Source organism: Novosphingobium hassiacum, assembly GCF_014196055.1.
Classification (GTDB): Bacteria; Pseudomonadota; Alphaproteobacteria; order Sphingomonadales; family Sphingomonadaceae; genus Novosphingobium; species Novosphingobium hassiacum.
On sequence record NZ_JACICY010000005.1, the window covers coordinates 107,363 to 131,800 of the forward strand.

Annotated in this window: 18 protein-coding genes; 12 read left to right on the forward strand and 6 right to left on the reverse strand. The window is 63.5% G+C overall.

The window, feature by feature from the left end; translation table 11 throughout:
- Nucleotides 1–9: 9 nt before the first annotated feature.
- Both GGQ88_RS11575 and GGQ88_RS11580 read left to right on the forward strand, forming a co-directional pair.
- A complete protein-coding gene (locus GGQ88_RS11575; RefSeq protein WP_246385875.1) occupies nucleotides 10–1,527 on the forward strand; it encodes a tetratricopeptide repeat protein in 1,518 nt (505 codons plus the stop codon).
- A 75-nt stretch (nucleotides 1,528–1,602) separates the two neighbouring features.
- Nucleotides 1,603–2,664, forward strand: coding sequence for a CaiB/BaiF CoA transferase family protein (locus GGQ88_RS11580; protein WP_183613383.1), 1,062 nt, complete (start codon nucleotides 1,603–1,605; stop codon nucleotides 2,662–2,664).
- On the opposite strand, the gene GGQ88_RS11585 is transcribed toward GGQ88_RS11580, so the two are convergent.
- Both GGQ88_RS11585 and panB read right to left on the reverse strand, forming a co-directional pair.
- Nucleotides 2,661–3,728, reverse strand: coding sequence for a DUF475 domain-containing protein (locus GGQ88_RS11585; RefSeq protein ID WP_183613385.1), 1,068 nt, complete (start codon nucleotides 3,726–3,728; stop codon nucleotides 2,661–2,663). The genes GGQ88_RS11580 and GGQ88_RS11585 overlap by 4 nt on opposite strands.
- A 30-nt stretch (nucleotides 3,729–3,758) precedes the next feature.
- A complete protein-coding gene (gene panB, locus GGQ88_RS11590) occupies nucleotides 3,759–4,628 on the reverse strand; it encodes a 3-methyl-2-oxobutanoate hydroxymethyltransferase (RefSeq protein ID WP_183613387.1) in 870 nt (289 codons plus the stop codon).
- Between the two features lie 196 nt (nucleotides 4,629–4,824).
- On the opposite strand from panB, the gene GGQ88_RS11595 reads away from it, so the two are divergent.
- Nucleotides 4,825–6,348 carry an amino acid permease gene (locus GGQ88_RS11595; protein ID WP_183613389.1) on the forward strand — a complete coding sequence of 508 codons (1,524 nt, stop codon included), beginning with the start codon at nucleotides 4,825–4,827 and terminating at the stop codon, nucleotides 6,346–6,348.
- Between the two features lie 74 nt (nucleotides 6,349–6,422).
- Here GGQ88_RS11595 and GGQ88_RS11600 read toward each other — a convergent pair whose 3' ends face one another.
- A complete protein-coding gene (locus GGQ88_RS11600) occupies nucleotides 6,423–6,905 on the reverse strand; it encodes a pyridoxamine 5'-phosphate oxidase family protein (protein ID WP_183613391.1) in 483 nt (160 codons plus the stop codon).
- Between the two features lie 173 nt (nucleotides 6,906–7,078).
- Here GGQ88_RS11600 and GGQ88_RS11605 point away from each other — a divergent pair, with 173 nt between their 5' ends.
- Together GGQ88_RS11605 and GGQ88_RS11610 are read left to right on the forward strand one after the other, a co-directional pair.
- The gene (locus GGQ88_RS11605) at nucleotides 7,079–7,843 is read left to right on the forward strand and encodes a hypothetical protein (RefSeq protein ID WP_246385876.1); all 765 of its coding nucleotides are present in this window, start codon (nucleotides 7,079–7,081) and stop codon (nucleotides 7,841–7,843) included.
- Complete coding sequence (locus tag GGQ88_RS11610; RefSeq protein ID WP_246385878.1) at nucleotides 7,752–9,329, forward strand: DNA polymerase Y family protein; 1,578 nt, start codon at nucleotides 7,752–7,754, stop codon at nucleotides 9,327–9,329. The genes GGQ88_RS11605 and GGQ88_RS11610 overlap by 92 nt, the downstream gene beginning before the upstream one ends.
- Here the strand turns inward: GGQ88_RS11610 and GGQ88_RS11615 are convergent, their stop codons facing one another.
- Nucleotides 9,330–10,226, reverse strand: coding sequence for an alpha/beta fold hydrolase (locus GGQ88_RS11615; RefSeq protein WP_183613395.1), 897 nt, complete (start codon nucleotides 10,224–10,226; stop codon nucleotides 9,330–9,332).
- 118 nt (nucleotides 10,227–10,344) lie between these two features.
- Between GGQ88_RS11615 and GGQ88_RS11620 the strand changes: the two genes are divergently transcribed.
- Genes GGQ88_RS11620 through GGQ88_RS11630 form a run of 3 tightly spaced genes read left to right on the forward strand, consistent with a single transcriptional unit; the run spans nucleotide 10,345 to nucleotide 16,464 of the window.
- Nucleotides 10,345–11,610: a putative DNA modification/repair radical SAM protein gene (locus GGQ88_RS11620; protein WP_221214639.1), complete on the forward strand. Its 1,266-nt coding sequence runs from the start codon at nucleotides 10,345–10,347 to the stop codon at nucleotides 11,608–11,610.
- On the forward strand, nucleotides 11,607–13,040 hold the full coding sequence (locus tag GGQ88_RS11625) for a UdgX family uracil-DNA binding protein (RefSeq protein ID WP_183613397.1): 1,434 nt from the start codon (nucleotides 11,607–11,609) through the stop codon (nucleotides 13,038–13,040). The genes GGQ88_RS11620 and GGQ88_RS11625 overlap by 4 nt, the downstream gene beginning before the upstream one ends.
- A 10-nt stretch (nucleotides 13,041–13,050) precedes the next feature.
- Nucleotides 13,051–16,464 (forward strand): error-prone DNA polymerase, encoded by a 3,414-nt coding sequence (locus tag GGQ88_RS11630; RefSeq protein WP_183613399.1) that lies wholly within the window; start codon nucleotides 13,051–13,053, stop codon nucleotides 16,462–16,464.
- On the opposite strand, the gene GGQ88_RS11635 is transcribed toward GGQ88_RS11630, so the two are convergent.
- Nucleotides 16,461–18,989, reverse strand: a complete 2,529-nt coding sequence (locus GGQ88_RS11635; RefSeq protein ID WP_183613401.1) for a coiled-coil domain-containing protein — start codon at nucleotides 18,987–18,989, stop codon at nucleotides 16,461–16,463. The two genes, GGQ88_RS11630 and GGQ88_RS11635, sit on opposite strands and share 4 nt — an antisense overlap.
- 102 nt (nucleotides 18,990–19,091) lie before the next feature.
- On the opposite strand from GGQ88_RS11635, the gene GGQ88_RS11640 reads away from it, so the two are divergent.
- The 4 genes from GGQ88_RS11640 to GGQ88_RS11655 all read left to right on the forward strand — a co-directional run bounded on the left by GGQ88_RS11640 (nucleotide 19,092) and on the right by GGQ88_RS11655 (nucleotide 23,094).
- Complete coding sequence (locus GGQ88_RS11640; protein WP_183613403.1) at nucleotides 19,092–19,397, forward strand: Hpt domain-containing protein; 306 nt, start codon at nucleotides 19,092–19,094, stop codon at nucleotides 19,395–19,397.
- A gap of 67 nt (nucleotides 19,398–19,464) precedes the next feature.
- Nucleotides 19,465–20,739 carry a glycosyltransferase family protein gene (locus GGQ88_RS11645; protein ID WP_183613405.1) on the forward strand — a complete coding sequence of 425 codons (1,275 nt, stop codon included), beginning with the start codon at nucleotides 19,465–19,467 and terminating at the stop codon, nucleotides 20,737–20,739.
- 9 nt (nucleotides 20,740–20,748) lie between these two features.
- Nucleotides 20,749–21,717, forward strand: a complete 969-nt coding sequence (locus tag GGQ88_RS11650) for a hypothetical protein (RefSeq protein ID WP_183613406.1) — start codon at nucleotides 20,749–20,751, stop codon at nucleotides 21,715–21,717.
- Nucleotides 21,718–21,750: 33 nt separating this feature from the next.
- Nucleotides 21,751–23,094, forward strand: coding sequence for a sensor histidine kinase (locus tag GGQ88_RS11655; protein WP_183613407.1), 1,344 nt, complete (start codon nucleotides 21,751–21,753; stop codon nucleotides 23,092–23,094).
- A gap of 54 nt (nucleotides 23,095–23,148) precedes the next feature.
- On the opposite strand, the gene GGQ88_RS11660 is transcribed toward GGQ88_RS11655, so the two are convergent.
- Entirely contained in the window at nucleotides 23,149–24,435 is a 1,287-nt protein-coding gene (locus tag GGQ88_RS11660; protein WP_183613408.1) for a citrate synthase, read from the reverse strand.
- Nucleotides 24,436–24,438 lie beyond the last annotated feature (3 nt).

Consider the following 24,438-nt stretch of genomic DNA (forward strand, 5'->3'; position numbering starts at 1 on the left):
CAGGGAAGCTTGCGTGCGCAAGTCTATGCGGATGCCTTGGTAAAAGCGCGGTCGGCGCTCGCCAAGGGAGACGGCATTGCCGCCGAAGCGCCGTTGCGCGCCGCGGTTCGCGGAGGAGCAAAAATCGATCTCGTCCGCGCCGAATTGGGCGAAGCTCTGCTCATGCAGGGGGATCGCCGTCAGGCACGCGAGGTTCTTTATGGCGGGAATTTCGCCCCAGCCTCTGCGGCACACGGGTGGCATCTGCGCGGTCGGCTGGAACTGGTCGAGGGGCACCTGCCCGACGCAGGCCAGGCCTTCGACCGTGCGTTGCGCCTAAACGGCAATGACCCGGCACTGTGGGTCGATATTGCTCGGTTGCGTTATACCGGAGGCGAGCAGGCGCAGGCGATCGAGGCGGCTGATCATGCGGTGAAGTTGGCACCCAGGGATCCGCGCGCGCTCGAACTGCGCGGGCTGATGATCCGCGAACAATACGGCCTGTTTGCGGCGTTGCCGTGGTTCGAGGCTGGTCTGCGCGTCGCACCCGACGATGTCGGCCTCCTTGGCGAATATGCGGCGACGCTGGGCGATATCGGGCAATACAAGGCGATGCTGGTGGTCTGCCGCAAGCTCGCGACCGTTGATCCGGGCAACGTGCGGGCGCTGTACCTTCAGGCGGTACTGGCAGCGCGTGCGGGGCAGACCACGCTTGCCCGGCAGATATTGCTCAAGACCGGCACGAAGCTGCGCGACCTCCCGGCAGCCATCCTGCTCAACGGCATTCTGGAATATCGTGCAGGCAACACCAATCTTGCCGTGGGGCACTTTGACCGCCTGTTGCGGCTGCAGCCCGACAATCTGCAGGCGCGGATGCTGCTGGTCCGCGCGCTGAGGCGGCAGGGTCTGGATGTCGAAGCGTTGGCCGCTGCAGATCCGTGGGCGCAACAAGACTTCGCGCCGCCCTATCTGCTGCAACTGACTGGCGAGGCCTACGTCTCGACCGGCAGGAAGCGGGAGGCCGCATCCTTTCTGTCGCGCGCACAGGAAGTCGGTGAAAGCGCGGTTGCGCCGATCCAGCCGGGACAGCCGCTTGGCACGCTGGCGCTGGCCTATGGAGATGCGCCCAATTTGGCGGCCACCGCCGTCCCCTACATCCGTGCGCTGATTGCCGCTGGCGACGATGCGCAGGCGATAGCTGTCGCGGACCGGTTGCAACGCGCCAATCCCGGAGCGGCAGACGCATGGTTGCTGCTTGGCGATACGCGGCTGTGGGCCGATGACAAGCTGGGCGCGCTCGACAATTATGGGCGTGCGGCATCGATCCGCTTCAACCTCGCCACCTTGCTGCGCATTGATGACGCGATGCGGTCGCTGGGCCGGACGGCAGAGGCAAATGCCATGCTAGCGCGGTATCTGAGGCAGAATCCGGGCAATCCGCAGGCGTTGAAACTGCTCGCATTCGGACGTCGGTCCCTTGGCGATAACGACGGCGCGGCACGGATCGAAGCGATCCTGCAATCCCGTGGCTTGCGCAACCCGTTGTAAACTCCGCGCTCGACAGCGCCGCTCCCGCTCTATAGCTGTTCTTTTCAATCGATCGGTTAAACAGGGGGGTGGTTGATGCCGGGCGCGCTGGATGGATTGACTGTACTGGAATTCGCCGGGATCGGCCCAGGGCCGTTCGCCTGCATGATGCTGGCCGATCATGGCGCGCGCGTGATCCGCATCGAGCGTCCGCGCAATGTCGGGCGCTTTGGTGACGGCGGCAATCGCGACATCCTCAGCCGCAGCCGGGAACGGATCGAACTCGATCTCAAAGACCCGGCCGCCAATGCGCAGATCCGCGAACTGGCAAAACACGCCGATGCCATTGTGGAAGGGTATCGCCCGGGCGTCATGGAGCGTCTCGGATTCGGGCCCGACGTTCTGCTCGAAGACAATCCGAAGCTGGTCTACGGCCGGATGACGGGGTGGGGGCAGGATGGCCCGATGGCGCCGCTGGCGGGACACGACATCAACTACATCGCCTTGGCCGGTGCGCTGCACTCGTTTGGCCACGCGGGCGGAAAGCCGCAGTTCCCGGTCAACCTCGTCGGCGATTTTGGCGGCGGCGGGATGCTGATGGCATTCGGCGTGATGGCGGCGGTGTTCTCGGCACAACGAACAGGCAAGGGCCAAGTGGTCGATTGCGCGATGGTCGATGGCGCGGCGATCCTGTCGGCGATGACGTACAGCTTCCTTGGCAACGGCATGTGGAAGGACGAACGTGGGGTCAATCTGCTCGACGGTGGGGCGCATTTCTACGACACCTATGAAACGAGCGACGGCAAGTACATCTCGATCGGCTCGATCGAGCCACAGTTCTATGCCCTGTTGCTCGAAAAGACCGGGCTGACCGGCGACCCGGAATTTGCGGTACAGATGGACCCCTCTGGCTGGCCCCATCTCAAGGACCGGCTGACTGCGCTGTTCGCCGCCAGGACGCGCGACGAATGGTGTGCGATCATGGATGGCACCGACATCTGCTTCGCGCCTGTGCTGAGCTTGCGCGAGGCTCCCCAGCACCCGCATAACACCGCGCGCGGCACCTTTGTCGAGGACGATGGCATGGTCATGCCCGGCCCGGCGCCGCGGTTCATGGGCACGCCTGCGCCCAGGCCATCACTGGCCGGGCGTAGCTAGTCGGCGCGGATCGCCGCCTCGATCTCGGCATCGGGGTGGCGGCGCTTGTGACGGACCGACCACCACAGCGACAGGCCGATCAGGACCGCGCCGATCAGGCCGGTGACAGTCTCGGAAATCTCGTAACGCGCCGACAGCAGCATGATTGCGCCGAGCGCCACAATCGCCCAGAACGCGCCGTGTTCGAGATAGCGGTATTCGGACAGCGTGCCCTTCTTGACGAGCATGATGGTCATCGAACGCACGAACATCGCACCGATCGAAAGCCCCAGCGCAATGATCACCATGTTGTTGGACAAGGCGAAAGCGCCGATCACACCGTCAAAGCTGAACGAGGCATCGAGCACGTTGAGGTAAAGGAACCCGCCCAGGCCTGAACGTACGACCAGCCCCGCAGCTTTCTGCGCCTCGTCGCGCATTTCGAGGATCGTGCCGAGCGCCTCGACCGCGATGAAGGTGACGAGGCCAAGGACGCCCGACACCATGAAGGTCAGCGCTTCTTCGGCAGGCAGCATTTGCGAAATGCCATAGATTGTCAGCAACAACAGCGCGATTTCGGCGGCCTTGATGTTCGAGACGACCGCAAGCTTCTCCTCGATCCACTTGATCCAGTGGACCTCTTTCTCGCCGTCGAAGAAGAACGACAGGCCGACCATGGCAAGGAAAGCGCCGCCGAACCCTGCAATGCCGACATGAGCGCTGCTGACAATCTCCTCATAGCGCTTGGGATCGTTCAGCGAGAGAGTCAGCGCGTCGATCGGTCCCAATCCAGCTGCGACCGCGACGATGGCCAACGGGAACACGATGCGCATGCCGAACACGGCGATGATCATGCCCCAGGTCAGGAAGCGGCGCTGCCAGATATCGTCCATGTCTTTCAGCACGGCGGCATTGACCACCGCATTGTCGAACGACAGCGAGATCTCAAGGATCGAGAGCACGAACACGATCCACAGCAGCGACAGCGTCCCGCTGACGCTCCCGGTCTGCATCCAGCCGTAGGCCGCAGCCAAGGCGAGGCAGACGATCGTAAAGAGGATCGAACCCTTGTAGAAACGGAGCAACCTGGGATTCCCTATGGTGAAGCGCAGCCGTTACTTCGGCTGATAGGTCTGTTCAATCCCCGGGAAGCTCCGGTCTCGCACTTCCCCGGCATAACGCGCGGCTGCGTTTGAGATGGTCTCGGCGATATTGTCGTAGATTTTCACGAAGCGGGGCACGCGTTCGAACATGCCGAGCATGTCCTCGGTCACCAACACCTGCCCATCACACTGCGCCGACGCGCCGATGCCGATGGTCGGGCAGGGGACCGCCTGGGTGATCGCGATGGCGATCGGTTCGACCACGCCTTCGATCACGATGGCGAAGGCTCCGGCATCGGATAACGCGCGTGCATCGCCGACGATCTTTGCGGCTTCGGCATCGCTGCGCCCGCGGGCATTGTAGCCGCCCAGCACGTTGACCGCCTGCGGGGTAAGTCCGACGTGACCCATGACCGGGATGCCACGAGCGGTCAGGAACGCGACCGTTTCGGCCATCGCCTCGCCGCCTTCGAGCTTGACCGCCGCACAGCCGGTTTCCTTGAGCAGGCGCGATGCGCTTTCGAACGCCTGCACGGGCGAGGCTTCGTAAGCACCGAACGGCATGTCGACTACGACTGCCGCATGATACGACCCGCGCACCACTGCAGCGCCATGCGCCGCCATCATGTCGAGCGTCACCGGCACGCTCGATGGCAGGCCATAGATTACCTGGCCCAGCGAATCCCCGACCAGCAGCAGGTCGCAATGGGCATCGAGCAACTGTGCCTGCCGCGCGGTGTAGGCGGTGAGCATGACCACTGGCTGCGCGGTGACGCCGTCCTTCTTGCGCTGGCGGATTGCCGGAATCGTCAGTCGCTTCATCGGGGCGGGGGTGGGGTTCGCTCGGCTGGTTGCAGTGTCGAGTTGGAAGGTCGTGGACATGAAACGTGCATCCTTTCAGGCGGCCAATGCTTCTACTGCCTTGACGCAAACCCGCAAGGCTGCACTCCCGTTCGGCAAATTTGGGGAAAAATGGCTTGCGCCAAACCCCGTTGCCGCTAGCTTCGCGGCCATTACCTGGTTTCCGGCGCAACCGCATCGCCATGCGCTTGGGTCCGGACCAAGGCGGGAGAAATTCATGTTCGGTCGCGTCAAGTCGCTCGACGCTATTCTGGCGACAGCGGAGAAGAAATCGCTGCATCGCTCGCTCGGAGCTTTTCAACTTACCATGCTGGGTGTCGGAGCCGTAATCGGTACAGGCATTTTCGTGCTGACAGCCGAGGCAGCCCAAAAAGCTGGTCCCGGTATGATGGTCAGCTTCGTTATCGCCGGGTTCGTTTGCGCCGTTGCCGCGCTTTGCTATGCTGAAATGGCGGCAATGGTGCCGGTTTCGGGGTCGGCATATACCTACAGCTATGCCGTCATGGGCGAATTGATCGCGTGGATGGTCGGCTGGGCGCTTATCCTCGAATACGCGGTGGCCGCAGGGGCGGTCAGCGTCGGGTGGTCCGGCTATGTGGTCGGTCTGATCGAGAACGCGATGCATATCGATATACCCGACCTGCTGGTGCGTGGTCCGTACGATGGTGGCGTGATCAATCTTCCGGCCATGCTGATTGCGGGCTTGGTCACCTGGCTTCTGGTGATCGGCACCAAGGAGAGCGCTTCGGTCAACGCGGTGCTCGTGGCGATCAAGGTTGCAGCGCTTACGCTGTTCTGCGTCCTGGCTCTGCCGGTGATGAAGATGGAAAACTTCGAGCCGTTCGCTCCGCTCGGCTTTGGTGGCATTGGCGCAGCAGCAGCCTCGATCTTCTTTGCCTATGTCGGCTTCGACGCAGTGTCGACAGCCGCCGAGGAAACGAAAAATCCGCAACGAAACATGCCTATCGGCCTGATCGGCAGCCTTGCGATCTGTACGGTGTTCTACCTTCTGGTGGCCGCTGGTGTGATCGGCTCGGTTGGCGCCAAGCCGATCATGGATGCCAGCGGTCTTGGCATGGAGCCGGGCAGCCGCGAACTGGCAGCCCAGTGCATGGCGATCGGTGATCAGGCAGTAGTCTGCTCGAAGGAAGCCTTGGCCTGGACGCTGCGTGAAATCGGCTGGCCACAAGTGGGCAACCTCATCGGTCTTGCTGCAGGACTTGCCTTGCCATCGGTCATTCTGATGATGATGTTCGGCCAGACCCGCATCTTCTTCGTGATGAGCCGTGACGGCCTGCTGCCTGCAGCGTTCTCCAAGATCCATCCGCGCTACAACACCCCGCACGTGATCACGATCATTACGGGTATCTTTGTAGCCCTGTTCGCTGCGTTCTTCCCGGTTGGTCTGCTGGCCAACATCTCCAACTCCGGGACGCTGTTCGCGTTTGCGGCGGTTTCCATCGCGGTGTTGGTGATCCGTCGCAGGGAGCCCGGTCGGCATCGTCCGTTCCGCACTCCGGCGATCTATGTGACCTCGCCGTTGGCATTCTTCGGGTGTCTGTACCTGTTCTACAAGCTGGATGAGAAAAGCCAGATGCTGTTCGTGGCCTGGGCTGTGATCGGGCTTGTGGTCTATTACGCCTACAGCCGCAGCCGCAGCCATGTCGGTCGCGGGACTGTCGATGAGGTTCACGAGACGGACGCAGATGCGCCGCCGACCTCGGTGCCACCGATCGACTGATCGGCTTACACACGACACATACGAAAAGGGCCGCCCCATAGGAGCGGCCCTTTTCTTTTGGCTGGATAACGCGATCAGAGCTTGGTGTCGGCGTAGCCGCCCTTGACGTCGTCGGTCACGTCCATGCCCAACGCCATCTTGGCGGTGCCCAGAACGCCCATTTCGCTCGACCAGATAGAGGCATCGCCCAGGTCCATGCGCAGGAACAGCAGGTTGGGAGCATCCTTGCCGCCCGGAAACCATGCCGCGACGAAGTTGTTCCAATGCTCGTCAAGCCTCTCACGGCTTGTTTCCTCGACCAGCACGCCGTGGAAGCGCGCAAAGACATCGTGGCCCTTGGATGCGAACGTGGCGGTCGCTCCACCCATCTCGGCAAAGCGGTTATCGCGGCTGGTGAAGAACCAGATCGCGCTGTTCGCATCCTTGTCGAGCTGCGCGGTCATCGGCGCGGCCGTATCCGGATCAGCATCGAGCTGCAGCATCACATAAGGCGATGCCGACATGGCCTTCCAGAATTTTTCTTTCAGTTCCTCGGGGTTACCCTGATCGTATTTCATCGCGAGTTTTGCCTTTCGTGCTCGGTGTTTGCCAATGAACGGGTCGGGGCAGGGGAGGTTCCCTCCAGCCTGGCCCTCAGCCCAATCGTCCAGGTTCTGCACAGAAAGGGAACAGGATGTGGATTGCGCGTTTCTTCGCTTAGAACATAATAAGAACAAAGGACGCGATTCGTATGACTGAAACCAGTGCTTCTCCTGACTTCGTTAGCCTTGCCCCCGGCCTTGTACGAGGCATCGGCGCGAGTGAGCGCACACCTCGCTGGCGTCCGGGCATTTCTACAGGTTGCCGCCATGCAGAGATGTTTGCGAGCGGTTGCGATGCTGCAGGAGCCGGGCTGGCGCTTGCCTTGGCGCGCGATGCCTTGCGCATGAAATCGCCCGATCCTGCGGTCGATACGCCCGATCAGCGACCGTTCCTGTGGGTGCAGGACAAGGCGGCGCTGCGTCTGTCGGGCACGCCCTATCTGCCGGGCTTGCCCGCGCAAGTGCGTCATCGCCTGATCCATGTCGCTGCCGCCTCGCCCGAGGACGCGCTGTTCGCGCTGGAGGAGGGCTTGCGCTGTCGTGACCTTGCGTTCGTGATCGGAGAGATCGCGGGAAACCCCCGTTCGCTCGATTTCACCGCCTCACGCAGGCTGGGACTGGCGGCAGAAAAGCACGGTGTACCGCTGTGGTTGGTGCGGCTCGATGCGCGACACGATCTGGGCGCGGCACGAATGCGCTGGCGGGTCGAGGGGGCACCTTCACCAGCCTCACGATGGAATTCTCACGCTCCCGGCGCTGCCACCTGGAAAGCCGATCTGTTCCGCGCCCACACTTTTCAACCCGGACAATGGATTTTGCGCGATGACGGTCCCGCCCTTATTGCCGAACCCGCCACGCCGGATCATGGCGGTCTGGTTCACCGGGCTGGCGATCGATCGCTGGCGACTGGCTGAAGGCTGCGCGCCTGGACAAGGGCAGGATGCCGAACCTTTCGTGCTGATCGAGGATACTGCGCACGGTCCCCGCATCGCCGCCGCCAACCATGCCGCAGTCGCGGCAGGCGCTGCCCCCTCCATGCGCCTGACCGACGCGCGCACATTATGCCCGACGCTTGCCGTACGTCCGGCCGATCCGGCGGGCGACTTTGCGTTTCTCGAAAATCTGGCACTGTGGGCGCAACGTTGGGGGCCATGGAGCGCGCTCGATCCGCCAGACGGCTTGCTGGTCGATACCACTGGGGTCGCTCACCTGTTCGGTGGGGAGCACGCACTGCTCGCCGATGCCGCCGGTGCCTTCGCCAGACGCGGCCTTGCCGCTCGCGTATCGCTTGCACCCACTGCAGGCGCAGCGTGGGCGCTGGCGCATTTCGGCCCCAATGCCGCGATCATCGCATCAGGGGAAGATCCGATGATAGCCCTCGGCGATCTTCCGGCCGCCGCGCTGCGCCTTGATGGCGAGGTGATCGTGCTGTTGCGTCGGCTTGGCCTCAAGCGCCTTGGCGATCTTCACGACCAGCCGCGCGATGCACTGGCACGGCGCTTCCGCAACCGCCGCTCGGCTGCGGCCAATCCGCTCCTGCGTCTCGACCAGTTGCTCGGGCGCCTGCCCGAACCGTTGCTGCCGGTGATCGGCGTGCCCGCGCCCATGGTGCAGCGCCGCCTGATGGAGCCAATCCGCCACCGCACTCTGCTCGATCAGGTCGTAACCGATCTTGCAGGCGACATGGCGCGGCTGCTCGAAGGGCTGGCGCAGGGCGCGCGCAGGCTGGAACTGGGCATGTGGAAGGTCGATGGCGATGTGTTGATCCGCCGCCTCGAAATGGCCGCCGCGACGCGCGATCCTGCGCACGTCTGTCGTTTGTTCGCCTCCCGGCTCGACGATCTCGATGCGGGCTTCGGCATCGAACTGGTAAGGTTGCGCGCGCCGTGGACCGAGCCGCTGGTGCTGGAGCAAGCCGATCTCGATGACGCTGCGGAACGCCACGGCACCAGCCTTGCCGCCTGCATCGATCGGCTGACTGTCCGGCTTGGCTCCGACGCTATCCGTCGCCCGGTGCCCTACGCCAGCCACTTGCCCGAACGCGCGCAACGCTGGAGCCCGCCGCTCAATCCCCTCCCATCTTCACAAGAGGAATTGGCTTTCCATCACAGACCGTTGAAAATATTTGATAAGGCTGAAATCGTGTCAGTCATTTACGAGACGCCCGATGGCCTGCCGCGCCGTTTCCGCTGGCGTGGCGAAGTTCATGAAATCGCGCGTGCCGAAGGGCCGGAGCGGATTGCGCCCGAATGGTGGCGTGAACGCTCGACCGTGCGCCTGCGCGACTACTACCGGATCGAAGACAATCTTGGCCGCCGCTATTGGATCTATCGCCACGGCGTGATTGGCGACGGGCGCGGCGGAGCCCCCGAATGGTTCATTCAGGGGCTCTTCGCTTGATCAGAAGGTCGGGGCGACCATGGTTTGCGCCGTCAACGTGTCGATCACTTCCTGCGAGACTTCATCGGCCTCGCGACCGGACACGAAGTCGATCAGATCGCGCGTCAGGCGGTCGGTCTGGGTTGCGAACACCCCGTGCGGCTCGCCATCGTACTCCAGCAGCGTGGCATGGGGCACCGCGCGCGCGATGGCCCGCCCGGTCGCGTCGATCGGCACGGTCTTGTCCGATGTTCCATGGATGATCAGCGTCGGCACACGGAACGATGCGAGGTCGGGACGGAAGTCGGTCGTCGCAAAAGCTTGCGCCGACAGCAGCGTCGGACGCAGACCCGCCTGCATTGCAGTAACCCACGACAGATGCAGCACTTCGTCGCTGACCGGTTGCGACAGCAGCCCCACGCCGTAGAAATCCTTGAAGAAGCTGGTGAAGAACTTCGCCCGATCTGTCAGCATGCCCTCGGTCATGTCCTCGAACGTCGCCTGCGGCACGCCATCGGGGTTGTCGTCGGTCTGGAGCATGTAGGGCACGACTGAAGATACCAGCGCGACACGCGAAACGCCTTGGCCGCCATGGCGCGAAAGGTAGCGGGCGATCTCGCCGCCGCCCATCGAAAAACCGACCAGGGCCGTGTTTTCACTCGCACCCATTGCTGCCATGACGTCAGCCAGATCGTCGGCGAAAGTGTCGTAGTCATACCCGCCCGAGGGTTGATCCGAACGGCCGAAACCGCGACGGTCATAGGCGATCGCGCGGAAGCCTGCCTCGGCCAGCGCGTGGCTCACCGGGTCCCAGCTATCGCCCGAAAGCGGCCAGCCGTGGATCAGCACGACCGGCGGGCCATCGCCCCAGCTTTTGGCATAAAGGCGCGTTCCGTCACGGGTTTCGATCATCGGCATGGGATTCTCCTGAATTCAACTACATGCGTTAAACCGTCCGTCGCGTTTCACGTTCCATTGCCCGCCTGCCCACAGGTTCAGGCTGGCGCATCGCTCGATGGGAACATATAAGGAACAAATGTCGCAAACCGCTATCATCGCCCCCAAGACGATTCTCGAACGTCTCGAAATTCTGGCCGATGCCGCCAAGTACGATGCTTCCTGCGCATCGTCAGGCACGACCAAGCGCAGCAGCGCAGGGGGCAAGGGTATCGGCTCGACCGAGGGGATGGGCATCTGTCATGCCTATGCGCCGGATGGGCGCTGCATCTCGCTGCTCAAGATCCTGCTGACCAACCACTGCGTGTTCGATTGCCACTACTGTATCAACCGCAAGAGTTCGAACACCCGCCGCGCCCGCTTCACGCCGCAGGAAGTGGTGGACCTGACGCTGTCGTTCTATCGCCGCAACTATATCGAGGGGCTGTTCCTGTCGTCAGGGATCGTCAAAAGCTCCAGCAACACAATGGAGCAGTTGATAGAAGTCGCTCGTATCCTGCGAGAAGAACACGATTTTCGTGGATATATCCATCTCAAGACGATCCCTGAAGCTGATCCTGAACTGGTTGCGCGGGCCGGACTTTATGCCGATCGCGTCTCGATCAACGTCGAACTACCCACCGTCGCAGGCCTGACGCGGTTGGCCCCTGATAAATCCGCCACGCAGATCGAAGGCGCGATGACCTCGCTCAAGGATTCGATCGTCGAAGCCAAGGACGCACGCAAGCGCTTCCGCAATGCTCCGAAATTCGCGCCTGCCGGCCAATCCACGCAGATGATCGTCGGAGCCGATGCTGCGACCGACAGCGATATCGTCGGCCGCGCGAGCACCCTATACGGCAGCTTCGGCCTGCGCCGGGTCTATTACTCTGCATTCAGCCCGATCCCCGATGCCAGTGCGGTGCTGCCGCTGAAGCGCCCGCCACTGATGCGCGAACACCGGCTCTATCAGTCAGACTGGCTGATGCGGTTCTATGGCTATGCCCCGCACGAGGTGCAGCAGGCAGCAGGCGCGGATGGGATGCTCCCGCTCGACATCGATCCCAAGCTGGCATGGGCACTGCAGTTCCGGGGTGATTTCCCGGTGGACGTCAACCGCGCCCCGCGTGAGCGGTTGTTGCGCGTGCCGGGGTTGGGCGTGCGCGCGGTTAATGCACTGATCGCGGCAAGGCGCCAGCGCCGGTTGCATCTGGCCGATGTCGGCAAGCTGACCGTGTCGGTCGCCAAGGTTCGCCCGTTCATCATCGCGGAGGACTGGCGACCGTTGTTGCTGACCGACCGCGCCGATCTGCAGGCGCTGATCGCACCCAAAAGATCGGAGCAACTGGAACTGTTCGCGTCATGACGCCTTTTCGCGACATGCGCATAGCCGAGGCCTTTCAGGTGTCGCTCGCCGCTCCCGATGATTTCGAGGGGTGGCGCGATGTTGCGCGGCGTCTCGTCCGGGCCGATATTCCGCCGGACCGGATTGTCTGGGATTCACCTGCTGACCAGAGTGCGGATCTGTTCGCGAACGGTGATCGGCGCTTGCCCGCACCGCCTGCCGATGCCCCCCAGCCAAGGGCGTCGCGCGACTTCCTGCAACTTGCCCAGAGCGCTATACTTCATACTGATTCATCACGGTTTCCGTTGCTCTACCGCCTGCTCTGGCGGTTGCAAGCGCAACCCCGGTTGATGGATGACAAGGCGGACTCCGACGTACGCCGGATCGATGAGCTTGCCCGGCAGGTGCGGCGCGACATTCACAAGATGCGCGCGTTCGTTCGCTTTCGGTTGATCGAGGAAGCAGACGGTGAGCGGTATGTCGCCTGGTTCGAGCCGGAACATCACATCCTGCGCGCCAACGCGGCCTTTTTCGTGCGTCGTTTCAACACCATGCGCTGGTCGATCCTGACCCCCCGCGGCAGCATGCACTGGGACGCAAAGACGTTGCAGGAAGGCCCGCCTGCGATCCGTGAGGATGCCCCGTCGGGCGATCCTGTCGAGGATTTGTGGCGCAAGTATTATGCATCGACCTTCAATCCGGCGCGGCTGAAAATCGGCGCGATGTTGAAGGAGATGCCGCGCAAGTACTGGAAGAACATGCCGGAAACGGCGCTCATCCCCGAGCTGATCGCCGGGGCACAAGCACGTGAAGCGCGTATGGTCGACGCAGGCGCGCAGGATTTTGGCGAGAAACCGACCACGCTCGGGCAGATTGCCGAAGCTATTCAGTCGTGCAGGCGCTGTGAGATCGGGTGCAATGGAACTCAGGCGGTGATGGGGGAGGGGCCGGAATCCGCCGCGCTGATGATCGTGGGCGAGCAGCCGGGCGATCAGGAGGAAATGCAAGGAAGGCCGTTCGTCGGACCGGCGGGCAAGTTGCTGCGCGCGCATCTTGAGGATGCCGGGATTTCGGAAGAGCAATCCTACGTCACCAACGCGGTCAAGCACTTCAAATTCGTGCCGCGCGGCAAGCGCCGCCTGCACCAGAATCCGACCGCCAAGGAGATCGACATCTGCCGGTGGTGGATCGATGGGGAGCGCGCGCTGATCCGCCCGCGCCTGGTATTGGCACTGGGGGCGAGCGCGGCGCGCAGCCTGCTCGGCAGGACCGTCAGCGTCCAGAAGGAGCGGGGGGTGCCACATGTATTGGACGATGGCAGCGAACTGTGGCTGACGACGCACCCGAGCTATCTTCTGCGGCTTCAGGATCAAGGCCGTGCCGATGAAGAAAAGAAATTCGCCAACGACTTGCGCAAGGTAGCTGCGCGCCTGTCCGAGCTTACGCGCTGAGCGATGCGTCATGCCGGAACCAGCACTTACTCCTGATCGTCGCCACGTCGACCCTGTGGATGGTGACGGCCCAGCACGCGCGGCCTTCGTCGAACTGGGACTGGTGAGCTGCTTTTCGTTCCTGAGGGGGGCGTCCGACGCCGTCGATCTCGTCAACGAGGCGAGCCGCCTGGGTTATGACGCAATCGGCTTGGCCGATGCGAATACGCTGGCAGGGATCGTGCGGCTCCATACCGAAGCGGAGGCTGCGCGCCTGCGGCCCGTGATCGGGTGCCGGATCGAAACGGTCGAAGGTCTGGCGTTCCTTGCCTATCCCGTCGATCGCGCCGCTTATGGTCGGCTTTGCCGTCTGATATCGGCAGGGCGGATGACGCGGCTCGATGGTGAGTGGCAGGCCAAAGGCATATGCGAGATCGACCTGGCACTGCTTGCGACCCATGCCGAGGGCATTCAGCTGATCCTGATTCCGCCAAGCAATCTGGATCAGATGGTTACGTTCGATGTTGCAAGTAACATAATAGCTTTTCCCAAGACTGCAGAAGCGGTTTCGACGCCGGTTATCCACGGACAAACCCTGCCTTTCCCACAGGTTATCCCGCACCTTGTCCACAAGCTGCCGACGTTAGGGTATCTGGCTGCCAGCTATCTTTACACAGGCGACGACATTGCGCGGATCGAGCGGCTGAATGCGCTGGCGCTGGCGCACGGGTTATCGCTGCTTGCCACCAACGACGTCCTTTACAGCGTTGCCGAACGTCGCCCACTTCAGGACGTAATGACGGCAATCCGCCACAAGACGACGGTTGCGGCGGCGGGCCATTTGCTCGAACCCAACTCCGAGCGCCATCTGAAATCGCCCGACGAGATGGTCCGTCTGTTCCAGCGCTGGCCGCAGGCGATCGTCGCCGCGCGTGCGGTTGCTGATGCTTGTCGCTTCAACCTTGCGGAACTGCGTTACGAATATCCCGAGGAGATCTGTCCCGAAGGTCATGAGCCGCAAGTCTGGCTCGAAGTCCAGACGTGGCACGGTGCAGATGAGCGTTACCCCGAAGGAGTGCCTGAAGCAGTCGCCGACACGCTGCGCCGCGAACTGGCTTTGATCGGTAAGCTGAACTTGGCAACCTACTTCCTGACCATCAAGGATATCGTTGATTTTGCGCGAAATTGCGACCCACCGATCCTGTGTCAGGGACGCGGGTCGGCGGCCAATTCGGCGGTCTGCTTCTGCCTTGGGATTACGTCGGTCGATCCTGCCAAGCACGCTTTGCTGTTCGACCGGTTCATTTCGGAAGAGCGCAAGGAGCCGCCCGACATCGATGTCGATTTCGAGCATGAGCGACGCGAGGAGGTGATCCAGTACATCTATCGGCGGTATGGTCGCCAGCGCGCGGGGCTGTGTGCCACAGTCATCCACTACCGCCCGCGCATGGCGATCCGCGAGGTCGGCAAGGCGATGGGCCTGTCCGAGGACGTCACCGGCGCACTGGCGCGCACTGTGTGGGGTAGCTGGGGCCATGAAGTCGCTGAGCGCAACGTGGCGGAAAGCGGTCTTGACGGCAGCGACCCCCATCTGCGGCGTGTGGTGAAACTTGCCGAACAGATGATCGGCATGCCGCGCCACCTGTCGCAGCACGTCGGCGGCTTCATCCTGACGCAGGGGCCGCTGACCGAGACCGTGCCGATCGGCAATGGGGCGATGCCCGAGCGCAGCTTTATCGAATGGGACAAGGACGACATCGACGCGCTGGGCATTCTGAAAGTCGATGTGCTGGCGCTCGGCATGCTGACCTGCATCCGCAAGTGCCTCGACCTGCTGGGCGAACATCATGGCCGCGAACTGACGCTGGCGAGCATCCCGCGCGAGGATCCTGCGGTTTACGACATGCTGTGCAAGGGTGACTCCCTGGGCGTGTTCCAGGTGGAAAGCCGCGCGCAGATGAACATGCTCCCGCGCTTGCGTCCGCGCCAGTTCTACGATCTCGTGATCGAAGTCGCGATCGTGCGGCCCGGCCCGATTCAGGGCGACATGGTTCATCCCTATCTCAAGCGGCGGCGTGGCGAGGAGAAGGTCGAAATTCCCGCACCCGGGCCGGAGCATGGCCCTCCGGACGAGCTTTCTTCGATCCTTGCGCGGACGCTGGGGGTGCCGATTTTCCAGGAGCAGGCGATGAAGATCGCGCTCGATGCGGCCAAGTTCTCACCGCTGGAGGCCAACCGCCTGCGCAAGGCGATGGCGACGTTCCGGTCGCGCGGGATGGTCCACGAACTGCAGGACATGATGGTCGGCCGCATGATCGAGCGCGGTTACGCCCCCGATTTCGCCGAACGCTGCTTCAACCAGATCAAGGGCTTCGGCGAATACGGCTTTCCCGAGAGCCATGCCGCCAGCTTCGCGCATCTGGTTTATGTCTCGTCGTGGCTGAAATGCCATTACCCGGCGGCGTTCGCATGTGGATTGCTCAATTCGCAGCCGATGGGGTTCTATGCTCCGGCGCAGATCGTGCGCGATGCCGCCCAGCATGGCGTCGTCGTGCTGCCGGTCGATGTGAACCGCTCGGAATGGGATTGCACGCTGGAGCAGCAAGGCCGGGCACTTCGCCTCGGCCTGAGGCAGATCGACGGCTTCCCCGAGCACGCTGCGGCGATGCTGATCGCGGCGCGCGCCGAACATGGCGAATTTCGCGACGTGGCATCGCTCAAGGATCAGGCAGCTCTGTCGCCGGCGCTGATCGAGCGTCTGGCTGCGGCCGATGCGATGGGCTCGCTCGACCTGTCGCGCAGGCAGGCGCTGTGGGATGCGCGAAGTCTGGTTGCTGCCAAGGAACTGCCGCTGTTTGCTTTTGCTACGGCGCGGTCCGAAGGCGAGGAGCGGGTCAGGGCGGTGCTGCCGGTGATGCCGTTGTCCGAGGAAGTCGTGGCCGATTACCAGACGCACCGGCTGTCGTTGAAGGCGCATCCGCTGGCTTTCCTGCGTGCCGACCTGGGCGATCGCGGGTTCGTGCGTGCGGCGGACCTGCGGGGCCACAAATTCCGCGCCATGGTGCAAGTGGCGGGCGTGGTGCTGGTGCGCCAGCGCCCCGGCAGCGCCAAAGGCGTGTGCTTTATAACGCTGGAAGACGAGACCGGCGTGGTCAATCTGGTGATCTGGCCCGACCTGATGGAAAAGCAGCGCAAGGTGATCATGGGATCGCGGCTGATGGAAGTGCGCGGCCGCGTCGAGTACGACGACGAGGTGATCCATGTAATCGCCACGCATCTGACCGACGCCAGCGCCAGCCTCGATGCGCTGTCGGATTCGGATTGCATGGTGCCGCCGATTGCCAGGGCCGACGAGTGCAACCGCCCGCTCGCCAGCCGTGGTCCAGGCGCACGCGGTCACCCGCGCGACGTGCGGATCATCCCGAAATCACGCGACTTTCATTAGGCGCGCAGCCGCTCGATCCCCTGCGCCAGCGCGACGTAGAGCTTGCCCATGTCGGACGAGAGCAACGTTACGCCCAGCGCGTTACCGTCACGCGTCGACAGCAGTTGGCGGAGCATCGTTTCGAAGTCGTGGATGTAGCGGTTAACATGCTCGCGGAATTCGCTTTCGGCCTCGTAATGCGCCTGCACGGCACGCGCTTCGGCAGTCTCGAGGAGCGAGACGGCGCGGCGGGTGAAAATGCCGCGATCGCCGCGCAGATAGGATGCCCACGCGGTTTCAGACACGTCCGACGACAGCGCCTTGGCGATGTCGATGGCCGAGGAGTTGAGTGATTCGGTGATCAGTGCAGCGCGGCGGGCGAAGTCGTTGTCGACGTGCTCTTCGGCCCGTTCGCGCGCCCGCGTTACGCGTGCTTCGAGGTTGCCGGCCAGTTCATCGACCTTGGTCAGCTGGTCGCGCATCTGAACCGCAGTCTCGCGGCTTGCCGAAGCGGCAGCGTCGATCGCTTCCTCGAGCCGTCCGACCAGTTCGGCGGCCCGGCCCTGCAAGACGCGGGTGATCGCGACGCTGCTTTCATCGCCGAGACGCGCGGCCAGCGCTTCGATCTCGCCTGCGGTGCTGGTGCGCAGGTCCTCGCCGACCTTGCCTGCCGCGTCTGTCAAGCTGGCGACGGCACCTGACAGGCGCTGTTCGATTTCGCGGGTCAGCCCTTCGCTGTCCTCCCGTGCCTGGCCAAGGATTTCACGTAGCGCGCCCACTTGCCGCTCACGTTCCGCAACTTGTTCGAGCAGGGTCTTCTGTGCCTTTGCCAAGTCCTTGAGCGTGGTCGATATCTCGCCTCGGGCGGAACCGACCGTCTCGGATAGGATGCGCCCGCCGTCGCCCGCTTCGCGCAAGGTATCGCGCAAGGTAAAGACGCGGTCTTCCAGCCCCTTGAGGCCTGCTTCGGTGCTGCGCAGGGCTTCGGGAATCTGGGTCCGGGTATGATCGCTGCCGGCCTGGATCAGTTCGAGTAGTCGGACGGCCGAATCGGTGAGTTCGCCGATCTGGAGGTCGGTGCCTGATAGCGCGTGGCGCATTTCGCCAAGCCGGTTGTTGAGATCGGCCATCGCCTTGTCGACGGTCGCCGCCGTTTGCGTGCCTTGCTCGCCCGAATTGCGAAGAATATCCGAGAATGCGTTGATCTTGTTACCGATTACCTCACATGTGCGAGTCAGTTCCTCGGCCTCGGCTGCTTGCGTGCGGCGCTGCGCCTCGATCGCGTGATCGAAATCGGCAAGTTTGGCGGACAGCGTTTCGGCAGCCTCTGCAGCCGTGCGTTCCATCGCGGTGCGCCGATTGGCAATCGCCTCATCGATCTCGCCCAGCCTCCGGTCGAGAGCTTCGCGTTGCTGCGCTGCGGCTGCCTCGGCCGAAGCGCGACGCCTTGCAAGCTGCTCGTCGAGCGTCCGCGCCTGGTCATCGAGCAATGCGGTGAGCGACCTGGCTGCGTCTTCGAAGCTGGCAAGGCGGCCGGCGGCATCAGACAGCAGCGTATCGTGATCGGTGCCAAGCTGATCGAGCGTCGAACGCAGCGCAACGGTGTGGGCGTCGGTACGCTCTTGCCACGCGGCGAGTGCAGCCTGCTCGGCCTGTGCCGCGGCATCGGCATGCTGGCCACTGCTGGTGGCGAGGGCTTCGAACCGACCTTCGGCAAGCAGGGCGAGGTTTTCCCCGGCTTGCGAAAACTGCGCAAGGGCGGCGCTGACGCGATCCTGATAGGACACGACCTGGCGTTCGCTTGCCAGGCCGAACTCGTTGAGCCGCTGAAAGCCCGAGACCATCTCCTCAAGCTGGAGATGCGCGGTCCGACCTGCGTTGCCGATGTTGTTCGTGACGTCTTTGGCGGCGTTGGCAATGACCGGAAGTTGGCTGCGCAGCTTATCCATGTTTTCCAGCGCGCTGGTGGAAACGTCGGCGATCAGGTCAACGCGCTGGCGGTTCTGCGAAACCAGATCGTCGAGCCGTGCCGCGCTACCGGAAAGGCGATCGACCGCGATGCGGCCGAGCGATTCGAGGTCGCGGCCCTGTGCCGCGATGAAATCGCGTGCCAGCGACAGTTCGGTGTTAACGCTGATCAAGCGCTTTTCGAGAAGCGCGGATTCGTTTGCGAGGCTCTTCGACACGTCGGCAAAGCGCGCGCCCTCACGCTTGCTGGTGCGCATGACGACGAGCAGACCGACGAGCACCAACAACGCGGGGGGCGCCCATTGCGAGATCCACCAAGCCCATTGCTGCGGCTGCGCACCGTCAGCCACCGGAGCGATGACGACGACGGAGAAGAACACGCTCCAGCCAAGGATGGCGACGACGGCGAGGGCGGGCGCAATCCAGCTGCGATCGGGCGGCGATACCACAGCTTCGTCCAACCAGTAGTCGTGCGACGGCTCATCGTGCCTGAGATGGTCGGCCCCAAGACCGTGGCTGACAGGGTCTGCGCCCGGTTCGGCACCGTCGATCGGAACTATTCTCGTTCCCCCGCTCATCCCGTTCATCCGCTCATGACCCCCGCTTGTTTGCGTTAGCTTATCACGGTTTGGCCGCAGGTATAAACCCCGCCTTAACGCTTTGCCTTCTAGCGTGCCCGGATGGCCTATGAAGGTGGTTCTCTCGACGCGAATCTCGCTGCTGCTGCCGGGCATGACCCGGAGCTGGTGCGCGAATTGCGAGCGGCGTTTATCGAAAGCGCCGAGCGGCAGATCGACCTGTTGGGGCGCTCGCGTTGCGATGGCAATTGGCAGGTAGCGGCGATGCGCCTGAAAGGACTTGCCGCCAGCTTCCACGCCGACAGCCTCCTCGAACTGGCCGAAGAGGCGCTCGAAACGGTGCCCGGCGATCCCGCAGTAATGCGACGGCTGCACCAGATGCTGACGGACCTTACGCTTAATCCCTGACATTGCGCGCGGCCTGCTTGGCAGCGTCGGCCCCAACCTCTACGATGATCCGCAGGAGGCGCAGCGCTTGCGGGTCGCAGTACTATCGTTAATCGAAGTTGCAGGTGAGGGGCCAGGAGCCCTGCGCGGATACTTGCCCATCGGCGGTCGATCGATCCTGCGTCACCAGATCGGCCTTGCGCTGTCACTGGGCTGCAAGCGCATCATCGTCATGGCTGAGGGGATCAGCGGCGAACTGGTCGCGCTCCAGCATGTCGTCGAGCAGTCGGCCGCGCAGTTTCATGTGGTGGCGACGGCGCGATCGCTGGTGCCGCTGCTGCAGCCCGAAGATGACGTGTTCGTACTCGGCGACGGGCTGCTGGCGATGCCTGATGCGGTGCGCGACCTGCTCGAGCCGGGGCCGGTTGTGCTGACGCTGCCCGTCGAGACCGCGCTTGCGCTGGGGTATGAGCGTATCGACATCAACAGCGCGTGCGCCGCAGCCATGCGGTTTCCGGGGCGCGTCGCGTCGGGCCTGGCTGACCTGCCGCCTGAGTGGAATGTCCAGTCGGCAATGCTCCGGCTTGCGACCCAGGCGCGCGTCATGCAGCGCAGCGTAACGACAAGCCTGCTCGACGATGGCCGCTGGCGCATCGTGCGCAGTGAGGATGAGGCGCATGTGGCCGAGCGCAGCTGGCTGCGATTGCATACCGATATTGCAGAAGTCGGCGTGGGATCGCCCGGAGAACAGATCGCGATTGCCATCGTCCGGCGTGCAGGGCCTGCGTTGCTTCATGCCGGAACCCGTCCGGCCGTGCTGGGGCTTGCGGCAGGTGTCGTCGGCCTGCTGGGCGGAGGTCTGGGTTGGTCGGGATACTTCGCGGCGGGCTTCGCATTACTCGGCCTCGCCTGGCTGATCGAGCGGATCGCGGCGCTGCTCGGGCGGATCGAGCGTGATTCGCTGCTGGCGTCGGGCGTGGCGCGGCGCAGTGTCGAGGCATTCCACGTCCTGATCGATGCCGGGTTCGTGGTGCTTGCGGCGTGGCGCAGCGACCTGCCCTCGGGCGGGACGGTTCCGTGGGGTGCGAGCGCCTTCGCGCCGCTGCTGCTGGTGCTCGCTGCCCGCCTGCTGCCGCTCGCGTTGCCGCGACGACGCTGGGCGCACTGGCTCGAAGACCGGCTCCTCGTCGGTATCGCTCTGGCTTTGGCAAGCGCCGCCTTGCCCTTCGACCTGACGATCGGCGCGGCAGTCGTCACTCTGGTGGGGGCATGTCTGGTGACGTTGCAGTTGAGCAGGCGACAAGGCGCTTCCGAATCAAATGAAGCAGGCCCGCCTAACCCGCAGTTAACCAGTCGGCCCTAAGAGTTCCGCATGGCATTGACCGCACCTACCGGCACCCCATCCGGCGCAATCGAGGCGTTGCTGCGCGACGACCTGTTCCATGCGGATCAGGCGCTGATTCACATGGGCCCGATCCTGCGCCACCTGCTGCGCAACGACGACAGCTCGATCTTCAGCGACGAGGTCATCGCGCGGGTCCGCGGGATGCTCGCCGATCTGGCGCGGCAACTGGTGCAGGCGCTGGGCGAAGCGGCGGGCCATGCCGACGCCGCAGCGTGGGCGCGTGAAGCTGGCCCCGGCCTTGTCGAGATGCTGTCCGGCGCCGAGGACCTGCTCGATCACCTGCACATGCTGGCGATCGAGTGGCAGCTCGCTGAAAAGGTGGAGGGCAGACTGGGCATAAGTCCTGTGCTGACTCCGCTTCTGCAGGATCTGATCGCATCTGCAGATCCCGACCTTGCCGCACGCGGAATGAACCTGCTGGCGGCACAGGCCCGGTTCGGCCAGTCGATCCGGCGCATGCAAATACCGCTCATCGAACTTCCGGTTGAGCTGCATCGCATCGTGTTGCGTACGATGCGCGGTTACGTGTCCGAGGACCCGTCCGGCGTCGCCGCCGCCGAAATTGCCGAGCGGGTACTAAGCAAGGCCCGTGCGGATGCCGCTTCGAGGCTCGATCTGCTGGCATACGCGATCAGCGCTGCCGGGGCGAAGGCTTCGGCAACGCTGTCGTTGCAGAACTCGGGCGTCGCGCTGTTTCTGACGGCGCTGGCCATGGGTGCGGGGCTCCGCCGGGAAACGGCAGTGATGTGCACGACCGAAAGCCAGATGGCGCGCCTTGCTCTGGCTTTATCCGCCGCCGGGCTCGACCGGGAAGGTCTCGTCGATGTCTTCGTCGCGCTTCACCCCGAAGTCGCGCTGCCCGAAGGTCTTGAACTGCTTCATCCCGACTACGCGGCCGCGATGCTGGCAGAGTCGCAGGCCGAAAGCCGGTTGTGAGATGATGCGCGCTGGCCATCAGAACGGGCGAGGATGACCGCGGCAGGGCCAATCCGCGCGCGCTGCGACAGCGAAGACCGACTGGTCGACGCGGACGAGACGCTGGCTGCGCTTCAGGTCCGCATCGGTGGCGGTTATCCGGGCACCATCGCGATACCGGCTCTGCTCGCGCTGGTACGCAAAGCGCGCGTGACGGGCGTGGCACTGAGTAGCCGGTTGTCGATACAGGACGAAAGCCAGCCCATTTCGTTTCGCGCTTTCGCTATCCCCGACGCCGACGGCACGCGGCTGGAAATTACCGAGTGGACGCTCGCCGCCCAAGCCTGGAAGGCCGAGGGTAGCGGCGTTTCCGAAGCGCTGTTGCGCCAGCTTGCCGAAGCGCATGTGGTGCTCGACGCCGAGCAGCGGGTTATTTCCGGAACTGTCGATGCGCCCGACCTCGGCGAATTCGGAAGTGCGCTGCGTCAGGGTTTTGGGCGGTTCTGGACGGACCTGGTCCGTCTGCGCGGCAGCACGCATCGTCAGCCTCTGCACTGGCGGCTGCTCGACGATGCAGAGTTGGCCATTCCCGGATCGCCGCGCAACTGGCGGGCCAGGCTTCTGCCGCTCCGGGCGGGCGGTTTCGAACTGCTGCTTTCGTCCGACACGGTTCTGGAAGCTCGGGTGGAAGCCCCGGCAGCGATCGCGCCGAACCCCAAGTTCCGAGGGCTGCTCGGTCGCAATCTGGCACCGGCGCTGCGCCAGCCGATCAATCGTATCGTCGCCAATGCCGAGACGATCCGGACCCGTCTGGCGGGGCCGCTCGCGCCGCAATATGTGGCTTATGCCGGCGACATCGCCGAAGCCGGACGACACTTGCTGGGTTTGGTGGAAGACCTTGCCGACCTTGAAACGGTCGAGGATGATGGCTTCCAGACCGCGCCGGACCGTATCGACCTTGCCGACTGCGCCCGTCGCGCCGCGGGCATTCTTGCCGTGCGTGCGCACGAGCGCGGGGTTGCCATCACCACGCCCGACGATAGCACGCAGGCCCCTGCGACCGGCGAGTTCCGCCGCGTCCTGCAGATCCTGCTCAACGTGATCGGCAATGCGCTGCGCTACACCCCCGGCAACACGACCGTCGCGATCGAGGTGGGCAGTGCCGACGGCAGTGCATGGGTTGCTGTGGCGGACGAGGGTGAGGGCATCGCCCCCGAGCAAGCGGCGCGGATATTCGACAAATTCGAGCGGCTCGGCCGTAGCGGCGATGGCGGCAGCGGCCTTGGCCTGTTTATTTCGCGCAAGCTCGCCCGCGCGATGGGCGGGGATCTGACAGTCGAAACTGCAGCGTCGGGTGGCGCGCGGTTCGTGTTGACATTGCCGAACGCAGCCACCTGAAATGACAACGGCGGCGGCGAATATTCGCCACCGCCGTCAATTGTCGGCTGCGGATCAGCGCGATTCGATGGGAACGTAGTCGCGCGAGGTGGGGCCGGTGTAGAGCTGGCGCGGACGGCCGATCTTCTGGCCTGGATCGCTGATCATCTCGTTCCACTGCGCGACCCACCCGACGGTGCGAGCAAGGGCGAACAGCACGGTGAACATTGTCGTCGGGAAGCCGATCGCCGAAAGGATGATGCCCGAATAGAAATCGACGTTCGGGAACAGCTTCTTTTCCGCAAAGTAGGGATCGCTCAGCGCGATCTCTTCAAGGCGCAGCGCGGTTTCGAACAGCGGGTCCTGCACGTTAAGCGCGGCAAACACTTCACGGACGGTCGTCTGCATGACCGTCGCGCGCGGATCGTAGTTCTTGTAGACGCGGTGACCGAAGCCCATCAGGCGGAAAGGATCGTTCTTGTCCTTTGCGCGATCGATGTAGTGCTGAATCTTGTCGGGCGTACCGATTTCCTTGAGCATGTTGAGCGCGGCTTCGTTCGCGCCGCCATGCGCGGGACCCCACAGGCAGGCGATCCCAGCCGCGATGCATGCAAACGGATTTGCGCCCGAGGAGCCTGCCAGACGGACGGTTGAGGTCGATGCATTCTGCTCGTGATCGGCGTGGAGCGTGAAGATGCGGTCCATCGCCTTTTCGACGGCGGGCACCACCTCGTATTCCTCGGCCGGAACGCCGAAGGTCATCTTGAGGAAGTTGCCGGTATAGGACAGCTTGTTGTCGGGATAGACGAAGGGCTGGCCGACCGAATATTTGTAGGCCATCGCCGCGATCGTCGGCATCTTGGCGATCAGGCGGTGCGAACTGATCTTGCGATGCACTGGATCGGCAATGTCGGTGCTGTCATGGTAGAATGCCGAGAGCGCACCGACGACGCCGCACATGATCGCCATCGGGTGCGCATCACGGCGGAAACCGCGATAGAACGTGGCGAGCTGTTCGTGCAGCATGGTGTGACGGGTGATCGTACGGCTGAAATCGGCCAGTTCCTGCTCGCTCGGCAGTTCGCTGTTGAGCAGCAGGTAGCTGACTTCCATGAACGACGAATGTTCGGCCAGTTGACCGATCGGATAGCCGCGATGGAGCAGCACGCCTTCGTCGCCATCGATATAGGTGATGGCGGAATCGCAGCTTGCGGTCGACGTGAAGCCGGGATCGTAGGTGAACATCCCGGTCTGCGCATAGAGTTTGCGGATGTCGATCACATCGGGACCGATGGTGCCGCTATTGACGGGCATGTCTATCGTCTTGCCGCCAGCGATCAAAGAAGCCTGGTTATCGCTCACGCT

What these genes read in the sequence shown, in the direction of transcription:
- GGQ88_RS11580 (WP_183613383.1), top strand. Translation starts at nt 1,603, where the DNA reads ATGCCGGGCGCGCTGGATGGATTGACTGTACTGGAATTCGCCGGGATC.
- panB (WP_183613387.1), bottom strand. Translation starts at nt 4,628, where the DNA reads ATGTCCACGACCTTCCAACTCGACACTGCAACCAGCCGAGCGAACCCC.
- GGQ88_RS11595 (WP_183613389.1), top strand. Translation starts at nt 4,825, where the DNA reads ATGTTCGGTCGCGTCAAGTCGCTCGACGCTATTCTGGCGACAGCGGAG.
- GGQ88_RS11600 (WP_183613391.1), bottom strand. Translation starts at nt 6,905, where the DNA reads ATGAAATACGATCAGGGTAACCCCGAGGAACTGAAAGAAAAATTCTGG.
- GGQ88_RS11605 (WP_246385876.1), top strand. Translation starts at nt 7,079, where the DNA reads ATGACTGAAACCAGTGCTTCTCCTGACTTCGTTAGCCTTGCCCCCGGC.
- GGQ88_RS11610 (WP_246385878.1), top strand. Translation starts at nt 7,752, where the DNA reads ATGACGGTCCCGCCCTTATTGCCGAACCCGCCACGCCGGATCATGGCG.
- GGQ88_RS11615 (WP_183613395.1), bottom strand. Translation starts at nt 10,226, where the DNA reads ATGCCGATGATCGAAACCCGTGACGGAACGCGCCTTTATGCCAAAAGC.
- GGQ88_RS11620 (WP_221214639.1), top strand. Translation starts at nt 10,345, where the DNA reads ATGTCGCAAACCGCTATCATCGCCCCCAAGACGATTCTCGAACGTCTC.
- GGQ88_RS11625 (WP_183613397.1), top strand. Translation starts at nt 11,607, where the DNA reads ATGACGCCTTTTCGCGACATGCGCATAGCCGAGGCCTTTCAGGTGTCG.
- GGQ88_RS11630 (WP_183613399.1), top strand. Translation starts at nt 13,051, where the DNA reads ATGCCGGAACCAGCACTTACTCCTGATCGTCGCCACGTCGACCCTGTG.
- GGQ88_RS11635 (WP_183613401.1), bottom strand. Translation starts at nt 18,989, where the DNA reads ATGAGCGGGGGAACGAGAATAGTTCCGATCGACGGTGCCGAACCGGGC.
- GGQ88_RS11640 (WP_183613403.1), top strand. Translation starts at nt 19,092, where the DNA reads ATGGCCTATGAAGGTGGTTCTCTCGACGCGAATCTCGCTGCTGCTGCC.
- GGQ88_RS11650 (WP_183613406.1), top strand. Translation starts at nt 20,749, where the DNA reads ATGGCATTGACCGCACCTACCGGCACCCCATCCGGCGCAATCGAGGCG.
- GGQ88_RS11655 (WP_183613407.1), top strand. Translation starts at nt 21,751, where the DNA reads ATGACCGCGGCAGGGCCAATCCGCGCGCGCTGCGACAGCGAAGACCGA.